General features: G+C 65.1%; 24 protein-coding genes. 20 read left to right on the top strand and 4 right to left on the bottom strand.

Annotated features, from left to right (window positions below; all coding sequences use genetic code 11):
• The first annotated feature begins 22 nt into the window (after window positions 1-22).
• Genes purU through HU738_RS21800 form a run of 6 tightly spaced genes read left to right on the top strand, consistent with a single transcriptional unit; the run spans window position 23 to window position 6,836 of the window.
• Entirely contained in the window at window positions 23-889 is an 867-nt protein-coding gene (gene purU / locus HU738_RS21825; protein WP_186603995.1) for a formyltetrahydrofolate deformylase, read from the top strand.
• Window positions 886-1,797 carry a bifunctional methylenetetrahydrofolate dehydrogenase/methenyltetrahydrofolate cyclohydrolase FolD gene (folD, locus tag HU738_RS21820; protein WP_186603994.1) on the top strand — a complete coding sequence of 304 codons (912 nt, stop codon included), beginning with the start codon at window positions 886-888 and terminating at the stop codon, window positions 1,795-1,797. The genes purU and folD overlap by 4 nt, the downstream gene beginning before the upstream one ends.
• Window positions 1,779-3,020, top strand: coding sequence for an FAD-dependent oxidoreductase (locus HU738_RS21815; RefSeq protein WP_186603993.1), 1,242 nt, complete (start codon window positions 1,779-1,781; stop codon window positions 3,018-3,020). Before folD ends, HU738_RS21815 begins: the two co-directional genes overlap by 19 nt.
• A gap of 13 nt (window positions 3,021-3,033) precedes the next feature.
• Window positions 3,034-3,339, top strand: coding sequence for a sarcosine oxidase subunit delta (locus tag HU738_RS21810; protein ID WP_186603992.1), 306 nt, complete (start codon window positions 3,034-3,036; stop codon window positions 3,337-3,339).
• Entirely contained in the window at window positions 3,336-6,239 is a 2,904-nt protein-coding gene (locus HU738_RS21805; protein ID WP_186603991.1) for a 2Fe-2S iron-sulfur cluster-binding protein, read from the top strand. The genes HU738_RS21810 and HU738_RS21805 overlap by 4 nt, the downstream gene beginning before the upstream one ends.
• A gap of 3 nt (window positions 6,240-6,242) precedes the next feature.
• The gene (locus HU738_RS21800) at window positions 6,243-6,836 is read left to right on the top strand and encodes an aminomethyltransferase family protein (protein WP_186603990.1); all 594 of its coding nucleotides are present in this window, start codon (window positions 6,243-6,245) and stop codon (window positions 6,834-6,836) included.
• Between the two features lie 85 nt (window positions 6,837-6,921).
• On the opposite strand, the gene HU738_RS21795 is transcribed toward HU738_RS21800, so the two are convergent.
• The gene (locus HU738_RS21795) at window positions 6,922-7,806 is read right to left on the bottom strand and encodes a LysR family transcriptional regulator (protein WP_186603989.1); all 885 of its coding nucleotides are present in this window, start codon (window positions 7,804-7,806) and stop codon (window positions 6,922-6,924) included.
• 146 nt (window positions 7,807-7,952) lie between these two features.
• On the opposite strand from HU738_RS21795, the gene HU738_RS21790 reads away from it, so the two are divergent.
• Both HU738_RS21790 and HU738_RS21785 read left to right on the top strand, forming a co-directional pair.
• Window positions 7,953-8,972, top strand: a complete 1,020-nt coding sequence (locus tag HU738_RS21790) for an alpha/beta hydrolase (RefSeq protein ID WP_186603988.1) — start codon at window positions 7,953-7,955, stop codon at window positions 8,970-8,972.
• Window positions 8,973-9,027: 55 nt separating this feature from the next.
• On the top strand, window positions 9,028-9,750 hold the full coding sequence (locus tag HU738_RS21785) for a pirin family protein (protein ID WP_186603987.1): 723 nt from the start codon (window positions 9,028-9,030) through the stop codon (window positions 9,748-9,750).
• 53 nt (window positions 9,751-9,803) lie between these two features.
• Here HU738_RS21785 and HU738_RS21780 read toward each other — a convergent pair whose 3' ends face one another.
• Complete coding sequence (locus tag HU738_RS21780) at window positions 9,804-10,097, bottom strand: DUF1330 domain-containing protein (RefSeq protein WP_176508927.1); 294 nt, start codon at window positions 10,095-10,097, stop codon at window positions 9,804-9,806.
• Window positions 10,098-10,175: 78 nt separating this feature from the next.
• On the opposite strand from HU738_RS21780, the gene ribBA reads away from it, so the two are divergent.
• The 7 genes from ribBA (at window position 10,176) to HU738_RS21745 (ending at window position 18,023) form a co-directional block, all read left to right on the top strand.
• On the top strand, window positions 10,176-11,297 hold the full coding sequence (gene ribBA, locus HU738_RS21775; RefSeq protein WP_186603986.1) for a bifunctional 3,4-dihydroxy-2-butanone-4-phosphate synthase/GTP cyclohydrolase II: 1,122 nt from the start codon (window positions 10,176-10,178) through the stop codon (window positions 11,295-11,297).
• A gap of 234 nt (window positions 11,298-11,531) precedes the next feature.
• Window positions 11,532-12,557, top strand: a complete 1,026-nt coding sequence (locus HU738_RS21770) for a polyamine ABC transporter substrate-binding protein (protein ID WP_186603985.1) — start codon at window positions 11,532-11,534, stop codon at window positions 12,555-12,557.
• Complete coding sequence (locus HU738_RS21765) at window positions 12,554-13,453, top strand: ABC transporter permease (RefSeq protein ID WP_186603984.1); 900 nt, start codon at window positions 12,554-12,556, stop codon at window positions 13,451-13,453. The genes HU738_RS21770 and HU738_RS21765 overlap by 4 nt, the downstream gene beginning before the upstream one ends.
• A 6-nt stretch (window positions 13,454-13,459) precedes the next feature.
• Window positions 13,460-14,269, top strand: a complete 810-nt coding sequence (locus HU738_RS21760; RefSeq protein WP_027919924.1) for an ABC transporter permease — start codon at window positions 13,460-13,462, stop codon at window positions 14,267-14,269.
• Between the two features lie 19 nt (window positions 14,270-14,288).
• A complete protein-coding gene (locus tag HU738_RS21755; protein ID WP_186603983.1) occupies window positions 14,289-15,437 on the top strand; it encodes an ABC transporter ATP-binding protein in 1,149 nt (382 codons plus the stop codon).
• 84 nt (window positions 15,438-15,521) lie between these two features.
• Window positions 15,522-16,829 (top strand): substrate-binding domain-containing protein, encoded by a 1,308-nt coding sequence (locus HU738_RS21750; RefSeq protein ID WP_186603982.1) that lies wholly within the window; start codon window positions 15,522-15,524, stop codon window positions 16,827-16,829.
• Between the two features lie 159 nt (window positions 16,830-16,988).
• Complete coding sequence (locus HU738_RS21745; protein WP_186603981.1) at window positions 16,989-18,023, top strand: TerC family protein; 1,035 nt, start codon at window positions 16,989-16,991, stop codon at window positions 18,021-18,023.
• Window positions 18,024-18,095: 72 nt separating this feature from the next.
• Here the strand turns inward: HU738_RS21745 and HU738_RS21740 are convergent, their stop codons facing one another.
• Window positions 18,096-19,325 carry an acyl-CoA dehydrogenase gene (locus HU738_RS21740; RefSeq protein ID WP_176508934.1) on the bottom strand — a complete coding sequence of 410 codons (1,230 nt, stop codon included), beginning with the start codon at window positions 19,323-19,325 and terminating at the stop codon, window positions 18,096-18,098.
• 138 nt (window positions 19,326-19,463) lie between these two features.
• On the opposite strand from HU738_RS21740, the gene HU738_RS21735 reads away from it, so the two are divergent.
• Together HU738_RS21735 and HU738_RS21730 are read left to right on the top strand one after the other, a co-directional pair.
• Window positions 19,464-20,390 carry a LysR family transcriptional regulator gene (locus tag HU738_RS21735; RefSeq protein WP_176508935.1) on the top strand — a complete coding sequence of 309 codons (927 nt, stop codon included), beginning with the start codon at window positions 19,464-19,466 and terminating at the stop codon, window positions 20,388-20,390.
• A gap of 188 nt (window positions 20,391-20,578) precedes the next feature.
• Complete coding sequence (locus HU738_RS21730) at window positions 20,579-21,733, top strand: cysteine desulfurase family protein (RefSeq protein WP_186603980.1); 1,155 nt, start codon at window positions 20,579-20,581, stop codon at window positions 21,731-21,733.
• Between the two features lie 269 nt (window positions 21,734-22,002).
• On the opposite strand, the gene nfsB is transcribed toward HU738_RS21730, so the two are convergent.
• Complete coding sequence (gene nfsB, locus HU738_RS21725) at window positions 22,003-22,656, bottom strand: oxygen-insensitive NAD(P)H nitroreductase (protein ID WP_176508937.1); 654 nt, start codon at window positions 22,654-22,656, stop codon at window positions 22,003-22,005.
• Window positions 22,657-22,758: 102 nt separating this feature from the next.
• Between nfsB and HU738_RS21720 the strand changes: the two genes are divergently transcribed.
• The 3 genes from HU738_RS21720 to HU738_RS21710 are packed head-to-tail and all read left to right on the top strand — an operon-like array spanning window position 22,759 to window position 25,180.
• Window positions 22,759-23,658 carry a LysR family transcriptional regulator gene (locus tag HU738_RS21720; protein ID WP_186603979.1) on the top strand — a complete coding sequence of 300 codons (900 nt, stop codon included), beginning with the start codon at window positions 22,759-22,761 and terminating at the stop codon, window positions 23,656-23,658.
• 57 nt (window positions 23,659-23,715) lie between these two features.
• Entirely contained in the window at window positions 23,716-24,546 is an 831-nt protein-coding gene (locus tag HU738_RS21715; RefSeq protein ID WP_186603978.1) for an AraC family transcriptional regulator, read from the top strand.
• A gap of 49 nt (window positions 24,547-24,595) precedes the next feature.
• On the top strand, window positions 24,596-25,180 hold the full coding sequence (locus tag HU738_RS21710; protein WP_186603977.1) for a LysE family translocator: 585 nt from the start codon (window positions 24,596-24,598) through the stop codon (window positions 25,178-25,180).
• Window position 25,181: the final 1 nt, after the last annotated feature.

The following is a 25,181-nucleotide window of genomic DNA, read 5'->3' as shown; positions in this document are numbered from 1 at the left end:
CCGATCACGAGGCCTACCCGACATGCCCCCCGCTCCCGATCACTTCATCCTGCGCGTCAGCTGCCCGGCCGTGTCCGGCATCGTCGCTGCGGTGACCACCTACCTGGCCGAGCATGGTTGCTACATCAGCGAGATGGCGCAGTTCGACGACGAGGACAATGGCCGCTTCTTCATGCGCGCTGTGTTCCGCTACAACGCCGGTGTCAGCGGTGACACGCCACAACTGGAAGCAGGTTTCGCCGATGTCGCCCAGCGTTTCGACATGGACTGGAGCCTGCACAGCAGCGCCAGACCCCTGCGCGTCTTGCTGATGGTGAGCAGGTTCGACCACTGCCTGGCCGACCTGCTCTACCGCCACGCCAAGGGCGAACTGGACATGCACATCACCGCCGTGGTCTCCAACCACCTCGACTTGCGGCCAATGGCCGAGCGCCAGGGCATTCGCTTCGTCTACCTGCCGCTGAGCAAGGACACCAAGGCCGAGCAGGAAGCCGCATTGATGCGCATCGTCGAGGACACCGGCACCGAACTGGTGGTGCTGGCGCGCTACATGCAGATCCTCTCCGACGACCTGTGCCGCCAGCTGTCGGGCCGGGCGATCAATATCCACCACTCGTTCCTGCCCGGTTTCAAGGGCGCCAAGCCTTATCACCAGGCCTACCAGCGCGGCGTCAAGCTGATCGGCGCCACCGCCCACTACGTCACCAGCGACCTCGACGAGGGCCCGATCATCGAACAGGAAGTGCAGCGCGTGGACCACGCCTATAGCCCCGACGACCTGGTGGCGATCGGCCGCGACACCGAGACCATCGCCCTGTCCCGCGCAGTCAAATACCACCTTGAGCACCGGGTGTTCCTCAACCACGACCGCACGGTGATCTTCAAATGAGCGCCATCCCCAGCATCAAGCTGATCGACGGCAAGGCCACCGCAGCGCGGGTGCTGGCCGAGGTTCGCGAGCAGGTGCAGACCTTGCGCCAGGGCGGTGTGCAACCAGGCCTGGCAGTGGTCCTGGTCGGGGCCGACGCGGCCAGCCAGGTGTATGTACGCAACAAGGTGCTACGCGCCGAGGAAGTGGGCATTCGTTCGCAGGAACACCGGCTGCCGGCCGACACCACCCAGGCGCAACTGCTGACCCTGATCGACCGGCTCAACCGTGACAGCGGGGTGAACGGCATCCTGGTGCAGCTGCCGTTGCCAGGACACGTCGACGAACAACGCATCCTCCAGGCGATCGACCCACTGAAGGACGTCGATGGTTTTCACAGTGAAAATGTCGGCGGCCTGGCCCAGGGGCGCGATGTGCTCACGCCCTGCACTCCCAGCGGCTGCATGCGCCTGCTGCGCGATGCCTGCGGCGAGCTGCGCGGCAAGCATGCCGTGGTGATCGGCCGCTCGAACATCGTCGGCAAACCGATGGCCGCGTTGCTGCTGCAGGCCGACTGCACGGTGACCGTGGTGCACTCACGCAGTCGCGGTCTGCCGACACTGTGCCGCCAGGCCGACATCGTCGTCGCGGCGGTCGGCAAGCCACGCCTGGTCGGCGCCGAGTGGCTCAAGCCCGGTGCGGTGGTGATCGATGTCGGCATCAACCGCATCGAAGAAGGCGGCCATAGCCGCCTGGTCGGCGATGTCGACTTCGCGGCCGCCCTGCCCCAGGTTGCCGCCATCACCCCGGTGCCCGGCGGCGTCGGCCCGATGACCATCGCCTACCTGATGAAAAACACCCTGCTCGCCCTCGACCTGCAGCAACAGGCCGCCCTCCAGGAGCGCACCCCATGCCTTTCGCCCTGCTGAAATACGGCCTGAGCGCCGACTACCCGGTGGAGGTCGACCTGCCGCCACCGTGCGAACTCAAGCCGCGCTACGACGTGGTGATCATCGGCGGCGGCGGCCACGGCCTGGCCATCGCCTATCACCTGGCCAAGTACCACGGCGTGACCAACGTTGCCGTGCTGGAAAAGGCCTACCTGGGCGGCGGCAACACCGCACGCAACACCGCGGTGATCCGCTCCAACTACCTCACCAGCGAGGGCGTGCGCTTCTACGCCGAATCCGTGCGGATGTTCCAGAACCTGTCCAACGAGTTCGACTTCAACATCATGTACTCCGAGCGTGGCCAGCTGACCCTGGCGCACACCGACGCCACCGTGCGCGCCTTCCGCCAGCGCGCCGAGGTCAACAGGCACTTCGGCGGGCGCACCGAAATGATCGACCGCCAGCAGATCCGCGAGCTGGTGCCGAGCCTGAACCTCGACCCCGGTCACCTGCCGGTGCTCGCCGGCCTCTGGCACATCGACGGCGCCACCGCGCGGCACGACGCGGTGGCCTGGGGCTACGCCAGGCAGGCCGCCAAGCGCGGCGTGGAAATCCATCAGCTGACCGAAGTGCAGGACCTGCTGATCCGCAATGGCCGCATCGAAGCGGTCAAGACCAACCGCGGTACCGTGCAGTGCGGCTGCGTGGTGCAGGCGGTGGCCGGCGCCAGTTCGTTGCTGATGGCCAAGGCCGGCATCCGTGCGCCGATCCACACCTACCCGCTGCAGGCCATGGTCACCCAGCCATTCAAGCCATTCCTCGACCCGCTGGTGAGTTCGTCGGCATTGCATTGCTACGTGCAGCAGACCAGCCGAGGCGAGATCGTCTTCGGCGGCGGCTCCGACCCGTACCCGCTGTACAACACCCGCTCCACCCTCGACCTCAAGGAAAGCCTGCTGGCCCACGCCATCGAGATGTTCCCGTTCATGGCCAACGCCAAGCTGATGCGCCAGTGGGCCGGGATGACCGACATGACCCCGGACTACAGCCCGATCATGGGCCTGTCGCCAGTCGACAACTATTACCTCGACGCTGGCTGGGGCACCTGGGGCTTCAAGGCCACGCCGATCTGCGGCAAGACCATGGCCGAACTGGTGGCCAGCGGCGGCAAGGTACCTGAATTGATCGCCCCGTTCGCCCTGGAACGCTTCAGCCGCTTCCGGCAAGTCAACGAAATGGGCGCCACCGCGGCCAGCCACTAAGGAGCACACGACGATGAAGATCATGACCTGCCCCTTGAACGGCCCGCGCAACATCAGCGAGTTCACCTATGGCGGCGAATTCAGGCAGATGCCCGACCCGGCCACCTGCACGGACGCCGAGTGGGCCGACTACGTGTTCAACAGCGACAACCTGGCCGGCGTGGTCACCGAGTGGTGGCTGCACAACGCCTCGAGCTACTGGTTCCTGGCCGAGCGCCACACTGTCACCGACCAGGTGCTGCGCACCTTCGACCCCAAGGAAGTGTTCGACCGCCGCGTCGACTTCAGCCCCACCGCCAGCCCGGAGATTGCCGGATGAACAGCCATACTCGCCTCCCTGCGCCGATGGGCCTGCTGATCGACCGCGAGCGGCCCTTGTGTTTCGAATTCGATGGCCAGGCGTGCCCGGGCTTTGCCGGCGACACCCTCGCCAGTGCACTGCTCGGCAACGGCCGCTGGCTGCTGTCGCGCTCGTTCAAATATCACCGCCCGCGTGGCCCGCTGAGTATGGCCGGGCAGGACGCCAACACCCTGGTGCAGCTCCCCGAAGAGCCCAATGCGCTGGCCGACATGGAGGCTGCCCGTGACGGCCTGGTGGTCACCGGGCAGAACTTCAACGGCAGCCTGGAACGCGACCGCGACGCCTACCTGGGCAAGTTCTCGCGCTTCATGCCGGTGGGTTTCTACTACCGCGCGTTCTACAAGCCCAAGGGCATGTGGCAGCGGTGGGAACCGCTGATTCGCAAGAAGGCTGGCCTCGGCGTACTCGACCTCGGTTTCAAGCCGCAGTACTACGACAAGGCCTACCTGTTCGTGGACCTGGCCGTGATCGGTGCCGGCCCGGCCGGCCTGCGCGCCGCGCTGGACGCCGCCAATGCCGGAGCCAAGGTGCTGCTGATCGAGCAACAGCCGGTACTCGGCGGCTCGCTGACCTACGCCCGCTTCGACATCGCCGGCACCCGCGCCGCCAGCCTGCGCCAGGAACTGCTGGCTGCCGTCGCAGGCCAGCCGAACATCCAGGTGCTGTGCGAGGCCACCTGCAACGGTTGGTTCACCGACAACTACCTGCCGGTGATCCAGCACAAGCGGCTGTACAAGGTGCGCGCCAGCCGCTGCCTGGTGGCGGCCGGGTCGTTCGATCAGCCGGTGGTGTTCCGCAACAACGACCTGCCTGGGGTGATGCTGACCAGCGCCGCGCAGCGGCTGATGAAGTTGTATGCCGTCAAGCCGGGGCAACGTGCAGTGGTGCTCACCGGCCACGATGACGGCTACCTGGCCGCGCTGGACCTGCAGGAGCAAGGCGTGGCCGTCGCCGCCCTGGTCGACATGCGCGCCGCGCCTGCCGATGCCGCGCTGGCCAGCGAGCTGGAGCGTCGCGACATTCCCCTGCACCTCGGCAGCACCGTCTACGAGGCCTTGCACGAAGCGGGCATGCGCCATGTCACGGGCGCAGAAATCCGCCCGATCACCGGCCAGGGCAAGGTTGGCGATCACGGCCTGCGCGTGGCCTGCGACCTGCTGTGCATGTCTGCCGGCTACATGCCGGTGTATCAGTTGCTGTGCCAGGCCGGTGGCAAGCTGGCCTATGACGTCGACCGCGACGAGTTCGCCATCAGCAGCCTGCCCGCTGGCCTGGACATCGCAGGTTCGGTGAACGGCCGCCACCGCCTGGACAACGTGCTCACCGACGCCAGCCGCGGCGCCGCCGACGCCCTCGCGGCACTCGGGGTGCCAGCCCTCACGCCACCGCCGTACGTGGCCGAGGCCAAGGTCAACTTCCCCTGGCCGATCTTCCCGCACCCCAAGGGCAAGGACTTCGTCGACTTCGACGAGGACCTGCAGGTGCGCGATATCGTCAATGCCACCCGCAGCGGTTACCGCGACGTACAGCTGGTCAAGCGCTTCTCCACGGTCGGCATGGGCCCGTCCCAGGGCCGTCACTCGGCATTGCCCACCGCCCGCCTGGTGGCCCGGGCCACCGGCCGCAGCATCAGCGAAACCGGCGTGACCACTGCCCGCCCACCCTTCCAGGCCGAGAAACTTGCGCATGTGGCCGGCCGTGCGTTCGACCCGTACCGGCAGACGCCGATGCACCGCCGACACCTGCAAGCGGGCGCGCAGATGATGCCCGCTGGCAGCTGGCAGCGCCCGGCCTTCTACGGCAAGCCGGAACACCGCGAGCGCTGCGTGCAGGAAGAAGCCCGCCATGTGCGCGAGAAGGTCGGCCTGATCGACGTTTCCACCCTCGGCGGCCTGGATGTGCGCGGCCCCGATGCCGCCGAACTGCTGGAGCGCCTGTACACCTTCGGCTTTGCCAAGCTGGCCATCGGCCGCACCCGCTATGCGCTGATGACCAACGAGCACGGCGTGGTGATCGATGACGGCGTTTGCGCGCACCTGGCCGAGCAGCACTTCTACGTCACCGCCACCACCAGCGGCGTCGACCGCATCTACCAGCAGATGCTCAAGTGGAACGCGCAGTGGCGGCTGGACGTGGACATCGCCAACGTCACCGCCGCCCTGGCCGCGGTCAACCTGGCCGGGCCGCTGTCGCGCCAGGTGCTGGCCAAGGTCTGCGACGATGTCGAGCTGTCCGCCGAAGCCTTCCCTTATCTGGGGGTGCGCCTGGGCACGGTGGCCGGCATCCCGGCGCGCATCCTGCGAGTCGGCTTCGTCGGCGAGCTGGGTTATGAAGTGCATGTGCCGGCGCGCCATGCCGAGCGCCTGTGGGACGCGCTGATGCAGGCCGGTGCCGGGCTGGGCATCCGCCCGTTCGGGGTCGAGACCCAGCGCCTGCTGCGCCTGGAAAAAGGCCACGTGATCATCAGCCAGGATACCGACGGCATGACCCACCCGGCAGAGATCGACATGCAGTGGGCGATTGGCCGCAAGAAGCCGTTCTTCGTCGGCAAGCGCTCGATCGAAATCCTCGAAGCGCAGCCGCTCAAGCGCAAGCTGATCGGCTTCACCCTGCCCAAGGGCAGCCCGCAGCCGCTGGAGGGCCACCTGGTGCTGGACGGCCCGGACATCAGCGGCAACGTCACCTCCTGCGAGTACTCGCAGACCCTCGGGCAGATCATCGGCCTGGCCTACGCCGGAGCCCATCAGGCGACGCCTGGCATGCACATCCCGATCCGCGTGGAAGGCGGCGTGATGGTCAGTGCCCAGGTGGTGCCACTGCCCTTCCTTGATCCCGACAACCTGCGCCAGGAACTCTGAGCCATGACCAGCCTGAAAGCCGAAGCCTACCTCCCACGCAGCCTTTTGCACGCCTGTGCGTTGACCGACCTGACCGGACTGGCGCGGGTCGGGTTTCGCGGGGGTGACGCTGCTGACTACCTGCAAGCGCATGGCTACCAGCTGCCCTCGCTACCCAACCAGGCCTTGCGCCAGGGTGACGGCGGCTGGGTGGCGCGCCTGTCGGCCAGCGAGTACCTGCTACTGGGCAGCCTGGCCGACCAGGGCGCACGGGTTGCCAGCGAAGAACAGCGCTGGGTACAGGATGCCCGGCGCAACTACCTGCTGCCGCGTCAGGACAGCCATGCCTGGTTGCAGTTGTCGGGGGAGTATTGCAGTGCGGTGATGGCCAAGTTGTGCGGGGTCGATTTGCGTCTGCAGGCGTTTCCCGTCGGTGCCGTGGCGCAGACATCGGCGGCGCGGATCAATGTGATCGTGGTGAATGTCGGCAGTGATGGGTTGCCGGCATTGCAACTGCTGTTCGATCGGGCATCGCTGGCGTACTTCCAGGAGGCAGTGCTGGATGCCATGGATGAGTTCCATGGCGGGTGGATCGGAGTGGATCAGCTGATGCGTTGACCTGCACGGGCTTCTTCGCGGGTTCCCACAGGTCCGCCACAGACCTTGAAAACTGTGGTGTACCCGCGAAGAAGCCAGCGCGGTTTCAGAGTTGAGTCAACCGCTCGCGCAGGAAGCTCACAAACCCCTGCACCGGTCGCGCCACCTGTCGGTGCTGGGGATACACTGCCGACAACTGCAACGCCGGCGGTATCCATTCATCCAGCACCGTCACCAGCCGCCCGTCCGCCAGCGCCTGCCCGACAATGAAGGTCGGCAGGTAGGTCACCCCCATCCCGGCAACCGCCGCTTCCCGCAGCAACTCGCCGTTGTTCGCCCGCATTCGCCCGGTGACCTGGATCGCCTGGGCCTTGCCGCCCTGGCGGAACTGCCATTGCACCTGACGTGAATGGCCATAGGGCAGGCAGTCATGCTCGGCCAGCTGCTCAGGCCTGGTCGGCACACCCCGTGCGTCGAGGTAGGCCGGGCTCGCGCAATACACCCGTTCGACATCGGCAATGCGCCGGGCAATCAGGCTGGAGTCCTCCAGCGCGCCGATACGCAGCGCCAGGTCATAACCCTCGCCGATCAGGTCCACCGCGCGATCACTGAGGTCCACCTCCACATCCACCTGCGGGTGCAACTGCAGAAACTCGGTCAGCAGGCAGCCCAGGTGGGCCATGGCGAACGACAGCGGCGCACTCAGGCGCAACGTGCCGCGCAGGGCCTGGGCCTGGCCGCTGATGTCGTGTTCCACCTGCTGCACCTCGCCCAGCAGGCGCAGTGCCGACTGGTAGTAGTGCTGGCCCAGCGGCGTAGCGTCCAGGCGGCGGGTGGAGCGGTTCAACAAGCGCACGCCGAGGCGCTCTTCGAGCTGCATCAGGCGGCGGCTGACCGATTGCTTGGACATGCCCAGGCGGTCGGCAGCGGCGGTGAAACTGCCGGCCTCCATGACCTGGGCAAAGATGCGCATGTCTTCGTAGGGGTTCATTGTCTCGCTCTTGGTGACAGTCAAACGCTTTATAGCGGCTTTTTCCCGCCAATGCACCTGCTTAATCTACGCACAGGTCGCAGCGATGGCCCTGAAGGCCAGGCAAGACGCCCACTACCAACACTTGAACAGAAAAGGATTCGCTCATGAACATTGTCCACAAAACCCTCACCGCCTCCCTCCTCGCCCTGTCCGTGTCCAGCGCTTTCGCTGCAGGCAGCCCAGGCGTCGAGCAGCACACCCAGGCCTTCCTCGAAGCGCTGGAGCAAGGCGGCGGCAAGCCGCTCGAACAGCTCAGCCCGAAAGACGCCCGCGCCGTGCTGACCGGAGCCCAGGCGTCGGTGAAGGTCGACCTGTCCGGTATCGAGGTCAAGGAACGCACCATCCAGGCCAACGGCCAGTCGATCAAGCTGCAGGTGGTGCGCCCGGCCAATGTCAAAGGTGAGCTGCCGGTGTTCATGTTCTTCCACGGTGGCGGCTGGGTGCTCGGCGACTTCCCGACCCACCAGCGGCTGATCCGCGACCTGGTGGTGGGTTCCGGCGCAGTGGCCGTCTATGTGGACTACACCCCATCCCCTGAATCGCACTACCCGACGGCGATCAACCAGGCCTACGCCGCGACCCGGTGGGTGGCTGAACACGGCCAGGAAATCGGTGTCGACGGCAAACGCCTGGCCGTGGCCGGCAACAGCGTCGGCGGCAACATGGCCGCGGTGGTCGCCCTCAAGGCCAAGCAGGCCGGCACCCCGGCCCTGCGCTTCCAGCTGCTGCTGTGGCCGGTGACCGATGCCAGCTTCGAGACTGCTTCGTACCAGCAGTTTGCCGAAGGGCACTTCCTGACCACCGGGATGATGAAGTGGTTCTGGGACAACTACACCACCGATGCCAAGGCACGGGCAGAGATCTACGCCTCGCCGCTGCGCGCCAGCAGCGAGCAACTCAAGGGCCTGCCGCCAGCGCTGGTGCAGACGGCCGAGTTCGATGTGCTGCGCGATGAGGGCGAGGCGTATGCACGCAAGTTGAATGCGGCAGGCGTGACGGTGACCTCGGTGCGCTACAACGGGATGATCCATGACTATGGGCTGCTCAACCCGTTGAGCCAGGTGCCGGCGGTGAAGGCAGCGATGCGTCAGGCCGCAAACGAACTGAACGTGCATTTGCAGTAACGCCAGCCAACCCTGTGGCAGGGCCCGCGTGCCCTGCCCTTACTGGAGATTCGTCATGCTTACCGTCCGTAACGCAGAAGACCGCGGCCTGGCCTTCCATGGCTGGCTGAAATCCTTCCACACCTTCTCCTTCGGCCATTACCGCAACCCCGAGGAGCAGGGTTTCTCTGACCTGCTGGTGATCAACGACGACCGTGTCATTCCGGGCAAGGGCTTTGGCGAGCACCCGCACCGCGACATGGAAATCTTCTCCTACGTGCTCGAAGGTGCGCTGGAGCACAAGGACACTTTGGGCACCGGCTCGGTGATCCGCCCGGGTGATGTGCAGCTGATGAGCGCCGGTCATGGTGTGGCGCACAGCGAGTTCAACCACAGCCAGGCGCAGCCGGTGCACTTCCTGCAGATCTGGATCGTGCCCAATGTGAAAGGGGCAACGCCGCGGTATCAGCAGCAGCACTTCGGTGCCGAGGAGAAGCGCGGCAAGTTGCGCCTGATCATCTCGCCGGATGGTGCCGAGGGGTCGCTGCAGGTGCGGCAGAACGCGCGGGTGTATGCCGGGCTCTTCGATGGCGCAGAACGCGCGACGCTGAGCTTGCCGGAGAACCGCCATGCTTATGTGCATGTGGCTCGCGGCAGCATCGAGCTCAATGGCCAGGTGCTCAATGAAGGGGACGGCGTGCGGGTGCGCCAGGAACAGCTGCTGGAACTGGGTAATGGGGTGGATGCCGAGGTACTGGTGTTCGACCTGCGGCCGCATGAATTGCCTGGCATGCCTTAAAGCAGGTCCGGCCTCTTCGCGGGTTCACCCGCGAAGAGGCCATCAGCAACTCCTCAAGGCTCGAACCCTTCGACAATGATCACCTCAGCCTTCGCCACACCCTGGCGATGGCTGCACGCCTCCTGGTATAGCGCCGACCGGTAGCACGCCAGCGCCTGCTCGTACGAATCGAACTCGATCACCACGCTACGCTGAGGAGTGGGCCGCCCCTCCATCGCCTCGCTGCGCCCGCCACGGGCCAGGAAGCGGCCGCCGTATGCCTTGAAGGCTGCGGGCGCGCGCTGGGTGTATTGCTGATACTGCTCGGGGTCGGTGACGTCGACGTGGGCGATCCAATAGGCCTTCATTCGCGGGTGCTCCTGTAGTCACGATATGTGTGTATGATGGTATACCATAAAATCACCCCATCCCAGTGAGCGTGCAAAATGGCTTTCAACACCATCGAGGAACTTCTCGAAGATTACCGGCAAGGCAAGATGGTCCTGCTGGTGGACGACGAGGACCGGGAAAACGAAGGCGACCTGTTGATCGCCGCCGAGCGCTGTGACGCCCAGGCCATCAATTTCATGGCCCGCCAGGCGCGTGGCCTGATCTGCCTGACCTTGACCGACGATCACTGCCAGCGCCTGGGCCTGGAGCAGATGGTACCGGCCAATGGCAGCGTGTTCAGCACGGCCTTCACCGTGTCGATCGAAGCCGCCACCGGCGTCACCACCGGCATTTCCGCCGCCGACCGGGCGCGCACCGTGGCCGCTGCCATGGCACCCGATGCCCGCCCCGAAGACCTGGTGCAGCCAGGCCACATCTTCCCCCTGCGCGCCCGCGAAGGCGGCGTGCTGACCCGTGCCGGGCACACCGAAGCCGGTTGCGACCTGGCCCGCCTGGCCGGTTTCACCCCGGCCTCGGTGATCGTCGAGGTGCTCAACGATGACGGCACCATGGCACGCCGCCCGGACCTGGAAGTGTTCGCCGCGCAGCACGGCATCAAGATCGGCACCATTGCCGACCTGATCCACTACCGCCTGAGCACCGAACAGACCATCAAACGCATCGGCGAACGCGAACTGCCGACCGTGCACGGCACGTTCCGCCTGGTGACCTACGAGGACCGCATCGAAGGCGGCGTGCACATGGCCATGGTCATGGGCAATATCCGCCGTGAGCAACCGACCCTGGTGCGGGTGCACGTGATCGACCCGCTGCGCGACCTGGTCGGCGCCGAGTACGCCGGCCCCGCCAACTGGACCCTATGGGCGGCCTTGCAGAAGGTCGCCGAGGAAGGCGCCGGCGTGGTGGTGATCCTCGCCAACCACGAGTCCTCTCAGGCCTTGCTCGAACGGGTGCCGCAGCTCACTCAGCCGGTGCGGCCTTATCTGCGAGGGCAGTCCAAGGTGTACTCGGAAGTCGGTACCGGAGCGCAGATTCTGCAGGACCTGGGCGTGGGCAAGCTGCGCCACCTCGGCCCGCCGCTGAAATATGCCGGGTTGGCCGGGTATGAGCTGGAAGTGGTACAGAGCATTCCGTTCGAGCCCGAGATGGCAGGTTGAAACCTGCCCTTGTGGGAACGACCAAACCTGACCCGGAGTGATGGCCGGTCGCCTCATACCTCTTGCCAAAAGTTTGGAATACCATAATATGATATCCCGTAGACCTTAAATCTGCAGGCCGGCACCTACAATCACAAACGGCCACAAGACACTTTGTTTTAGCTGCTCCCCGAATACTGTTGGCGGGCGCACCAGAAGCCCGCCTCGAATAACAAAAGCAACGAGGGCGTAACCATGCTGTTGAGCAAACGTGTAACCGCAGTGCTGTCCGCCAGCCTGCTGACCCTGGCATGTCAGGCCGCCCAGGCCGCTGACAGCCTGAACTTCGTCAGTTGGGGCGGTACCACCCAGGACGCCCAGAAAGAAGCATGGGCCATCCCCTTCAGCAAAAGCACCGACATCAAAGTCGTCCAGGACGGCCCGACCGACTACGGCAAGCTCAAGGCCATGGTCGAAAGCGGCAACGTGCAATGGGACGTGGTCGATGTCGAAGCCGACTTCGCCCTGCGTGCCGCCAGCGAAGGCTTGCTCGAACCGCTCGATTTCAATCAGATCAAACGCGACAAGATCGACCCGCGCTTCGTGTCCGACCATGGCGTCGGCTCGTTCTTCTTCTCCTTCGTGCTCGGCTACAACGAAGGCAAGCTCGGTGCCAACAAGCCGGTCGACTGGACCGCGCTGTTCGACACCAAGACCTACCCAGGCAAACGCGCACTGTACAAATGGCCGAGCCCCGGCGTACTGGAGCTGGCCCTGCTGGCCGACGGCGTAGCACCCAAGGACCTCTACCCGCTGGACCTGGACCGCGCCTTCAAGAAGCTCGACACCATCAAGAAGGACATCGTCTGGTGGGGCGGTGGTGCCCAGTCGCAACAGTTGCTGGCTTCCGGTGAAGCATCGCTCGGCCAGTTCTGGAACGGCCGCGTCTATGCCCTGCAGCAGGACGGTGCGCCGGTGGGCGTGAGCTGGAAGCAGAACCTGGTCATGGCCGACTTCCTGGTCATCCCGAAAGGCTCGAAGAACAAGGAGGCGGCGATGAAGTTCCTGGCCAATGCCAGCAGCGCCGAAGGCCAGGCTGCGTTCGCCAACAAGACCGCCTACGCGCCGGTGAACATCGACAGCGTGGCCCAGCTCGACAAAGACCTCGCGCCTAACCTGCCCACCGCCTATGCCCAGGACCAGGTCACCCTGGACTTCGCCTACTGGGCGAAAAACGGCCAGGCCATCGCTGCCCGCTGGAATGAGTGGTTGGTCAAATGAAAGTCGCCATCAACGCCCTGCATGACGCGCACGGTGCCCCGGGAACGACGCCTCGCCGCGTGAGCCTGGGGCAGCGCTGGAAAGGCAGCCGCAACCTGCTGCCAGCCTTGCTGTTCCTTGGCCTGTTCTTCTTCGCCCCGCTGGTCGGCCTGTTGCTGCGCGGGGTGCTTGAGCCAACGCCGGGGCTGGGCAACTACGAGCAGCTGTTCGCCAACTCGGCCTATGCACGGGTGCTGTTCAACACGTTCTCGGTGGCCGGCGTGGTCACCCTGATCAGCGTGCTGCTGGGCTTCCCGCTGGCCTGGGCGATCACCCTGGTGCCCAAGGGCTGGGGCCGCTGGCTGCTGAACATCGTGCTGCTGTCGATGTGGACCAGCCTGCTGGCACGCACCTACTCGTGGCTGGTGCTGCTGCAGAGCTCGGGCGTGATCAACAAGGCGTTGATGGCCTTGGGCATCATCGATACCCCGCTGGAGATGGTGCACAACCTCACGGGCGTGGTGATCGGCATGAGCTACATCATGATCCCGTTCATCGTGCTGCCGCTGCAGGCGACCATGCACGCCATCGACCCGATGGTGCTGCAGGCAGGCTCGATCTGCGGCGCAAGCCCCTGGACCAACTTCTGGAAGGTGTTCCTGCCGCTATGCCGCTCGGGGTTGTTCTCCGGGGCGTTGATGGTGTTCGTGATGTCGCTCGGTTACTACGTCACCCCAGCCCTGCTCGGTGGCGCGCAGAACATGATGCTGCCGGAATTCATCATCCAGCAGGTGCAGTCGTTCCTCAACTGGGGCCTGGCCAGCGCCGCCGCCGCATTGCTGGTGGTGATCACCCTGGTGCTCTTCTACCTGTACCTGAAGCTGCAGCCGGAGTCCCCGGTTGGCAACGCGAGGTAAACCGCCATGCTCCTGTCTCCCAATGCCATGGGCCGCCCGCTGCGTACGGGCCTGTACCTGACCACCGGGGTCATCGCGGCCTTCCTGCTGCTGCCGGTGGTGTTCATCGTGTTGCTGTCGTTCGGCTCGTCCCAGTGGCTGGTGTTCCCGCCACCGGGCTGGACCTTCAAGTGGTACGGCCAGTTCTTCTCCAACCCGGAGTGGATGGACGCCGCCCTGGCCAGCCTCAAGGTCGCCGTGCTGACCACCATCGCCGCGGTGTTGCTGGGCCTCCCCACCGCCTTCGCCCTGGTACGTGGCCGCTTCCCGGGCCGCGAAATGCTCTACGGGCTGTTCACCATGCCGATGATCGTGCCGCTGGTGATCATCGCCGTGGCGGTGTACGCACTGTTCCTCAAGCTCGGCTACACCGGCACGCTGTTCGCCTTCGTGGTCAGCCATGTGATCGTCGCCCTGCCCTTCACCATCATCTCGATCATCAACTCGCTGAAGCTGTTCGACCAGTCGATCGAGGATGCCGCCGTGATCTGCGGCGCCTCGCGCCTGCAGGCGATCTTCAAGGTGACCTTCCCGGCGATTCGCCCGGGCATGATCGCCGGTGGCCTGTTCGCCTTCCTGGTGTCGTGGGACGAGGTGGTGCTGAGCGTGATGATGGCCAGCCCCGACCTGCAGACCCTGCCGGTGAAGATGTGGACCACCCTGCGCCAGGACCTGAGCCCGGTGATCGCCGTGGCCTCGACCCTGCTGATCGGCCTGTCGCTGCTTGTCATGTTCATTGCCGCCGCCTTGCGCCGGCGCACCGAAGTCAACGCCTGAGCGTGCGGAGAAAACAACAATGAGTGCAGTCATCAAAGACAACGCCCACGGCAAGACCCTGGTCAGCCTGCGAGGCCTGAACAAACACTACGGCGACTTCACCGCCGTGGACAACCTCGACCTGGAGATCCAGGACGGCGAGTTCCTGACCTTCCTCGGCTCCAGTGGCTCCGGCAAGTCCACCACGCTGTCGATGCTGGCCGGCTTCGAAACGCCGAGCAGCGGCGAAATCCTGGTCGATGGCCAGTCGCTGGTCAATGTGCCGCCGCACAAGCGCGACATCGGCATGGTGTTCCAGCGCTACTCGCTGTTCCCGCACCTGAACGTGCGCGACAACATCGGCTTCCCGCTGGCCATCCGCAAGCTCAGCGCCAGCGAGACCAGCAAGCGTGTCGACGCCATGCTCAAGCTGGTGCAGCTGGAGCAGTTCGCCCATCGCAAGCCGTCGCAGATGTCCGGTGGCCAACAGCAGCGCGTGGCGATTGCCCGGGCGCTGGTGTACGAGCCACGCATCCTGCTGATGGACGAACCGCTCGGTGCGCTGGACAAGAAGCTGCGTGAAGACCTGCAGGACGAACTGCGCCAGCTGCATCGCCGGCTGGGCATTACCATCGTCTACGTGACCCATGACCAGGAAGAGGCGATGCGCCTGTCCCAGCGCATCGCCATCTTCAGCCATGGCAAGATCGTGGGCCTGGGTACCGGTTATGACCTTTATCAGAACCCGCCGAATGCCTTTGTCGCCTCGTTCCTGGGCAATTCCAACTTCCTGCGCATCAAAGCCAGCAGCAACGGTGCGGGCAGTTTCGAAGGCCAGCCGGTAGCGATCCGCCTGACCCCGGGCCTCAGCGCGCAGCAGGATGCATTGATCATGGTGCGGCCGGAGAAAGCCTTGGCCCTGACCGCCGAACAGGCCGCGCGCGAGCCATTGCCTGCGGGCTGGAACGAGGTCAGTGCCAAGGTCGGTGAGGTGCTGTTCCTGGGTGAGAGCCAGACCTGCCATGTGCTGACCGCGGGCGGCACCGAACTGACGGTGAAGGCACTGTCTGCCGCCGGGATGCCGATGCAGCCGGGCGACACGGTAAAAGTGCGCTGGGCGGTGGCGGATGCCTGTATCTATACCGAGTGGGCCGAGAGCGACCTGAGCAAGTCGGCCGGGGCGCATTGATCGGGCTGGCGGCCTGACCGTCACATTTTGGTCACGCCTCTGTCGTAATCTGCCGGGCAACGCTATGCCACAAGGTCGCCCGGCATGCTCCGCCTGCTGCTCCTGCTGCTTCCCCTGCTCCCGCTGACGGCCCTGGCCGAAGCGGGCCATCTGCGTGTGCAAGGCTCCAATACCATTGGCGCGGCACTGTTGCCTGCGCTGGTACAGGGGCAACTGTGGGCGCAACAGGCGACGCAGATACAGCAGTCGCCGGGCGCAGTGCCGAACGAGACCGTGATCACCGCGCGCGATGCCCGGGGCCAGGCGCTGCGTATCGACATTGCTGCACATGGCTCCAGCACCGGCTTTGCCGCATTGGGCCAGGGCAACGCCGACCTGGCCGCGGCCTCGCGCCCCATCAGCGACGCCGAAGTGCGCCAACTCAAGGCCCTGGGCGATCTGCGCTCGGCCAGCGCCGAGCAGGTCATCGGCCTGGATGGCGTGGCCGTCATCGTCCACCCCGACAACCCGCTGCCGCAGCTGACCACCCAGCAACTGGCGCAGATCTTCTCCGGGAAGATCCAGCGCTGGGAGCAACTGGGCGTGGCCGGCGGCGCCATCCACCTGTATGCGCGGGATGACCGCTCCGGGACCTTTGAGACCTTCAAGGCGCTGGTCCTGGAGCCGCACCAGAGCGAACTGGCTCACCAGGCGCAGCGGTTCGAGTCTAGCGAAGCACTGGCCGAGCGGGTCGGTGCCGACCGCCAGGCCATCGGCTTCAGCAGCCTGGCAGCCGTGCACGGGGCCAAGGTACTGGCGGTGGCCGAGGGCGATGCCCCAGCCATGTTGCCCAAGCGCCAGCTGGTGGCCAGTGAAGACTACCCGTTGTCGCGCCGCCTGTTCTTTTACTTGCCAGCCAATGCCAAACCCCAGGCCCGAGCGCTGGCAGATTTCGCCCAGAGCCCGGCCGGCCAGGCCATCGTCGCCGAACAGGGCTTCGTCTCGCAGCAGGTCATCGCCCAGCCGGTAGCCGCGCAGGCCGGCATGCCGCCGCGCTACCGCAGCCTGGCCCAGCAAGCGCAGCGCTTGAGCGTCAACTTCCGCTTCCAGGAAGGCAGCGCCAGCCTCGACAACAAGGCCCTGCGCGATGTGCAGCGGGTCACCGACTACCTGCGCCAGGCCGGCAAGCTGCAAAGCAAGGCGGTGCTGGTGGGGTTCGGCGACCCCAAGGAAACGCCCGGCCGTGCCGCCCTGCTGTCACGACTGCGCGCCCAGGCGGTACGCCGCGAACTGGCACGGGGTGGCGTCGAGGTACTGGAGGTGACCGGCATGGGCGATGAGCTGCCGATCGCCGGTAACGACATGGAGCAAGGCCGCTTGCGTAACCGGCGGGTGGAAGTCTGGATCTACTGACAGGCAAAGAAATGTAACAGCTCGCCATTCGGCATCGCCGGGAAACGGGTCTAGGCTCAAACCCAAGTGATACCGGGCCCCTCTGACGGCTGCCGAGCCGTGATGTCGGATCACTGTTGCGATCTTCATCTGGCAACGTCGGCATTCAAGGAGGGGCTCATGACAGCTCTGCAGACATTCCTCAACTCCCCGTTTCTGGGTACCAGCACCTGGTTATGGCTGGTGTTCATGGCCATCGTCATCGCTTTGCTGGTGCTCGACCTGGGCGTGCTGCACCGCCAGGACCGCGAGATCGAAATGCGCGAGAGCCTGCTGCTGTATTCGGGCTATTTCAGCGTCGGTGTGCTGTTCGGGCTGTGGGTCTGGCATGAGCTGGGCGCGCAGTCGGCGCTGGAGTTCTACACCGGTTTCCTGGTCGAACAGTCGCTGTCGATGGACAACGTGTTCGTCATGGCGATGATCTTCGGCTTCTTCGCCATCCCCCGCCGTTACCAGCACCGGGTGCTGTTCTGGGGCATTCTCGGGGTGGTGTTGCTGCGGGCGATCATGATCGGCGTGGGCGCGGCGCTGGTGCAGAATTTTGCCTGGGTGCTCTACATCTTCGGCGCCTTCCTGCTGTTCACCGGGGTGAAGATGGCCCTGTCGAAGGAGGACAGCCACCCGGACCTGGCGAACAATCCGATCCTGAGGTTCGTTCGGCGGCACATGCGGGTGACCGACCAAATTCATGGTTCGCACTTCTTCGTGCGCCTGACGCCGCCCGGCGAAAGCCAGGCCCTGCGTTACGCCACGCCGCTGTTCCTGGCCTTGGTGCTGATCGAGTTGGCCGACCTGGTGTTTGCCGTCGACAGCGTGCCGGCGATCTTCGCCATCACCCAGGACCCGTTCATCGTCTACACCTCGAACATCTTCGCCATCCTCGGCTTGCGCTCGCTGTACTTCGCCCTGTCGGCGCTGATGCACCGGTTCGTCTACCTCAAGTATGCGCTGGCGCTGGTGCTGATCTTCATTGGCTGCAAGATCTTCTACCACGGCCTGGTCGGCAAGGTGCCGGCCTTGCTGTCGCTGGGGGTGACGTTCGGGTTGCTGCTGGGTGGGGTGGTGGTTTCGTTGGTCAAGACGCGGGCGCAGGCCCAGGCCCCGAGCGCCAGCGAACCTGAGGCGGCCAGCAAACAGGAGGAGAGCCACGGTTGAAAGTGCGAGGTTTACCTGTACCGGCCCTTTCACGGCGGTTCGACGCCGCGAAGAGGCCGGTACAGGGTTACATCACCTTCCGCCGCGCAACATCTCCACCGGCACATACTTGCCGATTTCGTACTTGCCAATCGCCGCCCGATGTACCTCATCCGGCCCGTCAGCCAGGCGCAGCGTCCGCTGCATGGCATACATGTAGGCCAGCGGGAAATCACCACTCACTCCGGCCCCGCCATGCATCTGGATCGCCCGGTCGATCACCTTCAACGCCACGTTAGGCGCCACCACCTTGATCTGCGCGATCTCGCTGCGTGCGACCTTGTTGCCGACGGTGTCCATCATGTACGCCGCCTTCAGCGTCAGCAGCCGCGCCATGTCGATCTCCATGCGCGAGTCGGCGATCTTGTCGACGTTGCCGCCCAGGCGCGCCAACGGCCGGCCAAAGGCCGTGCGCTCGACCGCGCGCTTGCACATCAGCTCCAGCGCGCGCTCGGCCATGCCGATCGAGCGCATGCAATGGTGAATGCGGCCGGGGCCGAGGCGGCCCTGGGCGATCTCGAAACCGCGCCCCTCGCCAAGGACCACGTTTTCATAAGGCACCCGCACATTCTCGAACAGCACTTCGGCATGGCCATGCGGTGCATCGTCATAGCCGAACACCGGCAACGGGCGGACGATCTTCACCCCCGGGGCATCGGTCGGCACCAGCACCATCGAATGCTGCTGGTGGCGCGGCCCATCAGGGTTGGACAAGCCCATGAAGATCATCACCTTGCAGCGCGGGTCGCAGGCCCCGGAGGTCCACCACTTGCGCCCGTTGATCACCCACTCGTCGCCCTCACGCACGGCGGTGGCGGCCATGTTGGTCGCGTCCGAAGACGCCACGTCCGGTTCGGTCATGGCGAATGCCGAGCGAATCTCGCCGCGCAACAGCGGCTCCAGCCACTGGCGCTTCTGTGCCTCGCTGCCGTAGCGCACCAGTACCTCCATGTTGCCGGTGTCGGGTGCCGAGCAGTTGAACGGTTCCGGGCCCAGCAGCGAACGGCCCATGATCTCGGCCAGCGGTGCGTATTCCAGGTTGCTCAGCCCGGCGCCATATTCCGACTCCGGCAGGAACAGGTTCCACAAACCCTCGGCCCGGGCCCTGGCCTTGAGTTCTTCCATGATCGCGGTGGGTTGCCAGCGGTCGCCCTCGGCGACCTGGCGCTCGAACACCGGCTCGGCGGGATAGACATAAGCCTCCATGAAGGCGCTGACGCGCTCACGCAGTGCCTGGACCTTGGGCGAATAGGCGAAATCCATCGGGGTTACCTTCACGGTTCGAAAGACATGGGCAGAGCCTAGAGCAGCGGGCCTCGATCTACCTAGTCTATTTTCCGCGTGTATAAACATTCATAACCGATATATGATCGGCCCATAATTCCAACAAAGGGCGGCGCCATGAACCTCAGCAAGGTCGACCTCAACCTGTTCATCGTCTTCGACGCGATCTACACCGAAGCCAACCTGACCCGTGCCGGGCAAATCGTCGGCATCACCCAGCCGGCGGTGTCCAATGCCCTGTCACGGCTGCGTGAAACCTTCAACGATCCGCTGTTCGTGCGTACCGCCCAAGGCATGGTGCCAACGCCCATGGCGCAGAACATCATCGGCCCGGTGCGCAATGCCCTGGCGTTGCTGCGCACCTCGGTGCAGGAAAGCCGCATCTTCAACCCGCAGCAGGCGAACAAGACGTTCCGCATCAGCATGACCGACCTGACCGAGGCCGTGATCCTGCCGCCGCTGTTCCAGCGTCTGCGACGCCTGGCCCCGGCGGTGCTGATCGAAAGCTTCCTGTGCAAACGCCGCGAAACCACCAAGGAGCTGGCCGCCGGTCGCCTGGACTTCGCGGTCGACGCGCCGCTGAACACCGACCCACAGGTGCGCCACGTCAAGCTGATGCAGGACCGTTATGTCTGCGCGCTGCGCCAGGGCCACCCGCTGGCCGATGCTAAGCTGACGCTCGACCACTACCTGGGCATGACCCATATCCATATCTCCAGCCGCCGCAACGGCCTGGGCTACGTCGACCTGGCACTGGGCAAGATGGGCGTGCAACGCAAGGTCGCGCTGCGCTCGCAGCATTACCTGATGGCTTCGCAGGTGCTGCAGCAGACCGACATGGTCATGACCGTGCCCGAGCGCTTTGCCCGCCGCCACCAGCTGCGTTTCCAGCCGCTGCCTGTGGAGGTACCACCGCTGGAGACCCACTTGTACTGGCACGAAAGCACTGACCAGGACCCGGCCAACCGCTGGATGCGTGAGCAGATCATCGAACTGTGCGAACGCGTGGTGGCCGAAGAAGAGCGTGCCCTGGAGCCTGCCTGAAGCGCTCCTGCCCGTGCGGGCGCGATGGGCCCGCAGGCGAAAATAATTTCCCGATGATCTATGCATAGAGAAAAATATTCTCTTGAAAGCGGCTGATTCGGCATGAAAGGCAAATTCATTTTCACGCCAGCGGGTAGGCTTGATGCAACGATTGCCGACACCACGGCAACACTGCACGGACCCGCACCATGCCTAGCACCCCGCTCTATTTCGACTACGCCGCCACCACTCCGGTCGATGACCGGGTCATCGAAACCATGCTCACCTGCCTCGGTCGCCAGGTTAACTTCGGCAACCCTGCATCGAGTGGCCACGTCTACGGCCAGGCCGCACGCGAAGTGGTCGAGCAGGCCCGTCGGCAAGTGGCCGAAAGGGTCGGCGCCCGGGCAGATGACATCGTCTGGACATCAGGCGCCACCGAGTCCAACAACCTGGCGCTCAAGGGCATCGCCCAGGGCATGGCCCAGCCGGGCCATCTGATCACCAGCCTGCTGGAACACAAGGCCGTGCTGGATACGGTCAAGGAATTGGAACGCCAGGGCTGGGCAGTTACGCGCCTGGCACCGGACGCCAACGGCCTGATCCAGCCCTACGCCGTGCAGGCGGCCCTGCGTGCCGACACCCGCCTGGTGTCGCTGATGGCCGTGAACAATGAACTGGGCACCGTCACCGATTTTGCGGCCATTGGCGAACGGGTGCGCGCCCATGGCGCCCTGCTGCATGTGGATGCGGCCCAGGCTGTCGGCAAGCTGGCCATCGACCTGCAGGCGATGGCGGTGGACTTGATGTCGTTCTCGGCGCACAAGGTGTATGGGCCAAAAGGCATCGGCGCACTCTATGTCGGGCCGCGCGCCCGAGAGTCGATGCGTGCGCAGATCCATGGTGGCGGCCATGAACGGGGGCTGCGCTCGGGTACCTTGCCGACGCACCAGATTGTCGGCATGGGCAGTGCCTTCGCCCTGGCCGGTGAGCCGGGTGACAACGAGCACCAGCGTATCGAGCAGTTGGGCAGGCGCCTGCGTGAAGGGTTGCTGGCCTTGCCGGGAGTGAGCCTCAATGGCTGCGCCCAGCAGCGGATTGCGCACACCCTCAACCTGTGCATCGAGGCCAACGGCTTCAACAGCATGGCCCTGGCCAGCGAGCTGGCGCTGTCGACCACCTCGGCATGCAACTCGGCAAGCAACGCGGCTTCGCATGTACTGTTGGCGCTGGGGCTGGATGAAGCGCGGGCACGCCAGAGTGTGCGGATAAGTATCGGGCGGTTTACCAGCGAAGCCGAGGTGGACACGGCGATCGCGGTGTTCGGGCGGGTTTTGACGGCCGCTTCTGCGGCATTGTGGTAGGGCTTGGAGCATGCCACAAGTTTTTCAGCGCCTGTGAAATCGAGCGCCGCCCGCGCGGCGCATCGCGGATAAATCCGCTCCTACAGTTTGAGGTGTCTGCCTTGGCGCATGACGGACGCCCTACAAACAAGGCGGACAGCGGTGACCTCACAGGAATGATTGGCCCGAAACAGATGTAGGAGCGGATTCATCCGCGATGCGCCGCGCGGGCGGCGCTCGATCTCGCAGGCGCTACAGAGATCACGGCGAACACCCCAACGCCCCCGACCTCAAAGGAAGGTGAACACCGTCGAGGCGGGCAGGCGCGACTTGTTCAACCCGGCATTGAAGTCGGTTTCGCTGCGATACCCGAGGCTCAAGATCACCACGCTGCTATAACCCTGCTCACGCAGCCCCAGCTCGGCATCCAGCACCTTGCTGTCGAACCCTTCGATCGGCGTGGCATCCAGGCCATGGGCCGCCGCACCAAGCAGCGCGGTGCCCAAAGCCAGATAGGTCTGCTTCTCCATCCAATGCTGCAGGTCTTTCTGATCAAACCGGTGCAGGTCCACATAGCCACGACGGCTCTGGTTCTGCCCCGCCCGAGCCTGTTCGTCACGGAAGCGGCCATCGGCCTGCTCCTGCTCAAGCACGGCATTCAGGTGCGCCTCGGTCATGTCGGTGCGGGTGCAGAACACGATCACATGCGAAGCATCGAGAATCTTCGGCGAGTTGTAGGCAAACCGGCCGTCGGTGGCCTTGGCCAGGCGGGCTTTGCCTTCGGCGCTGTCGGCAACGATGAAATGCCAAGGCTGCGAGTTGACCGAGGACGGGCTGTGACGCAGCTGTTCAAGCAAGGCATCGACCGTGGCCTGGGGAATCTTGCGGGCCGCATCGTAGGCCTTGGTGGTGTAACGGCGCTTGGCCAGGGAGACGGTATCCATGCTGCAACTCCAGTAAACGAAGGGATTTGTCGCGCATCTTATCTTTCCTGCAAACCAGAAAAAGCGGCAGAATGCAGCAACACTTTCCCTTGTAGAGTGAAAATGCTCCGTATCACCGACCTCGAACTGTTCGTGCGCAGCAGCGCCCTGGGCAGCTTCACCGCCGCCGCCCATGAGGCGGACCTGCTGCCCGGGCAAGTGGCCGCCGCGATCAAGCGCCTGGAGCGCGACCTCGATGTGCGCCTGTTCGCCCGCACCACCCGCAGCCTGCGCCTGACCGCCGAGGGCGAACTCTACCTGCCCACCGCCCAGCGCGTGCTCGACACCCTGCGCCAGGGCCATGAACAGCTGCACGGCAGCCACAGTACCTTGCGCGGGGTGTTGCAGGTGTCCGCGCCTTCGGACATCGGCCGCAACCTGTTGCTGCCCTGGCTCAGTGCGTTTCGCCGCGAGCACCCGGCGTTGAGCCTGCGCTTCTTCCTTTCCGACCAGATGGCCGATTTCAGCCGTGACCCGGTGGACATCGCCATCCGCTATGGCCTCAATCAGGACGCCAACTACATCGCCCTGCCGCTGGCGCCCTGGAACCGTCGCGTGGTGGTGGCATCCCCCGCCTACCTGGCCCGCCGCGGCCGCCCTCGCACAGCCGAGGAGCTGGAGCAACATGACTGCCTGCTGTACCTGCAGCACAACCGCGTATACGACAAATGGCAGCTGGGCAACCGCACCGTGCAGGTGCGCGGGCCGTTGGTCAGCGACGATGCCGACGTGGTACGGCGCTGGGCGCTGGAAGGCGAAGGCATCGTCTACAAGTCGTGGCTGGACGTCAGCGCCAACATCGCCGCCGGCGAACTGGAAGTCCTGTTGCCAGACCACCAGGGCGAAGCCACGCCCGTGACGCTGGTGTGCCCGCACCGCAAACAGTTGTCGCCCGCAGTGACCCAACTGCACCTGTGGCTGCGCGAGCGCTTTGCCGCACTGCAGCCTGCACAATTGTTCTAAACCGCCGGGCGCACCTGCGCTATGGTGAACTGCCCTCCCCGTCAGCAGCGCAGCGCCATGAGCAACTGGATCGACCTCAAGCAGGACGCCGACACCGGCATCGAGTCGGTCCGCGCGCATTTTGTCGGCCATGCCTACGACCCGCACTGGCACGACAGCTTTCTGGTCGGCTTCACCGAGCAGGGTGTGCAGCAGTTCAACTGCCGTCGGGTTCGCCACCAGAGCACTGCAGGCCAAGTCTTCCTGCTCGAACCCGGCGACCTTCACGACGGCCACGCCCCGACTGCCGAAGGCTTCACCTACTCGACCCTGTACCTTGAACCGAGTTGGCTGGACACCGAGCTGCGGGCGCTGTTCGAACAGGCCCCCGGCGACAGCCTGCCGCGTTTCGCCGACACCTTGTGCCACGACGAGCGCCTGGCCCATGCCACCGCCCTGGCGTTCCAGGCGGTGCATGGCCAGGAGTTGCGCATCGTGCGCCAGACGGCCATGGACACCCTGCTGGCCACCCTGACCAGCCACCTGCACTGGCGCAAGCGCCTCAACCCCGACCCGCGCTTGCCACTGACCGCACAGCGGGCGCGTGACTTCCTGCATGCCAATTTCGAGCAGGACATCGGCCTGGAGCAGGTTGCCCAGGCCTGTGGGGTCGACCGTTTCCGCCTGACCCGCGCCTTCAAGGCCGCTTTCGGCCTGGCGCCCCATGCCTACCTGGTCCAGCTGCGGCTGGCCCGTGCCCGGCGCCTGCTTGCCTACGGCCAGACACCTGCCGAGGTGGCCATGGCCCTGGGCTTTGCCGACCAGAGCCACCTGGGTCGCTGGTTCCGTCGTGCCTATCGGCTGACACCGGCCGACTACCGACGCCGCTGCTCAAACCTTCCAGACTGACAAGCCGTCACTGGCGACCATGGGGCCCTGAGCATTCGGAGCCGTTCCCATGTCGCAATCGTTGTTACCTTTCATGCTTTTCGCGCTGGTCTCGAGCATCAGCCCGGGGCCGACCAACCTGCTGATTCTCGCCCACGGCGCCCGGCAAGGCCTGCGCGCAAGCCTGGCACCGATCCTGGCGGCCTGCGGTGCGGCGGCAATAATCGTGTTGCTGGTCGGGCTGGGGCTGGGTGAGGTGCTGGTGCGCCATCCAATCGCCCAGCAGGCGATGAGCTGGGCCGGGGTGCTGTGGTTGAGCTGGCTGGCCTGGCGCATGCTGAGCAGTGCCGGCGAGCCGCTGGATACGGCAGGCGGCAAGCCGTTCGGCGCAGTCAGCGCGGCATCGTTGCAGGTGATCAACCCGAAGGTGTGGATGATGGCGGTGGCCGTGATTGGCGTGTTTGCGGCGCCGACGCTGCCGGTGTGGCAATTGGCCCTGGTGTTTCTGTTGATAGCCGTGCCGTGCATGGCGGTGTGGGCCGTGTTGGGGGTGGGCAGTGCGCGCTGGTTGCAGGCCCCAGGGCGGTTGCTGTGGTTCAACCGCGGGTTGGCGGGGTTGCTGCTGGTTTCCGCCTGGGCTGCGGTGCTTCACTGAA

The organism is Pseudomonas vlassakiae (assembly GCF_014269035.2).
GTDB lineage: Bacteria > Pseudomonadota > Gammaproteobacteria > Pseudomonadales > Pseudomonadaceae > Aquipseudomonas > Aquipseudomonas vlassakiae.
The sequence above is the reverse complement of the archived record's forward strand: the minus strand, read 5'-3'. Positions and strand labels throughout refer to the sequence as shown.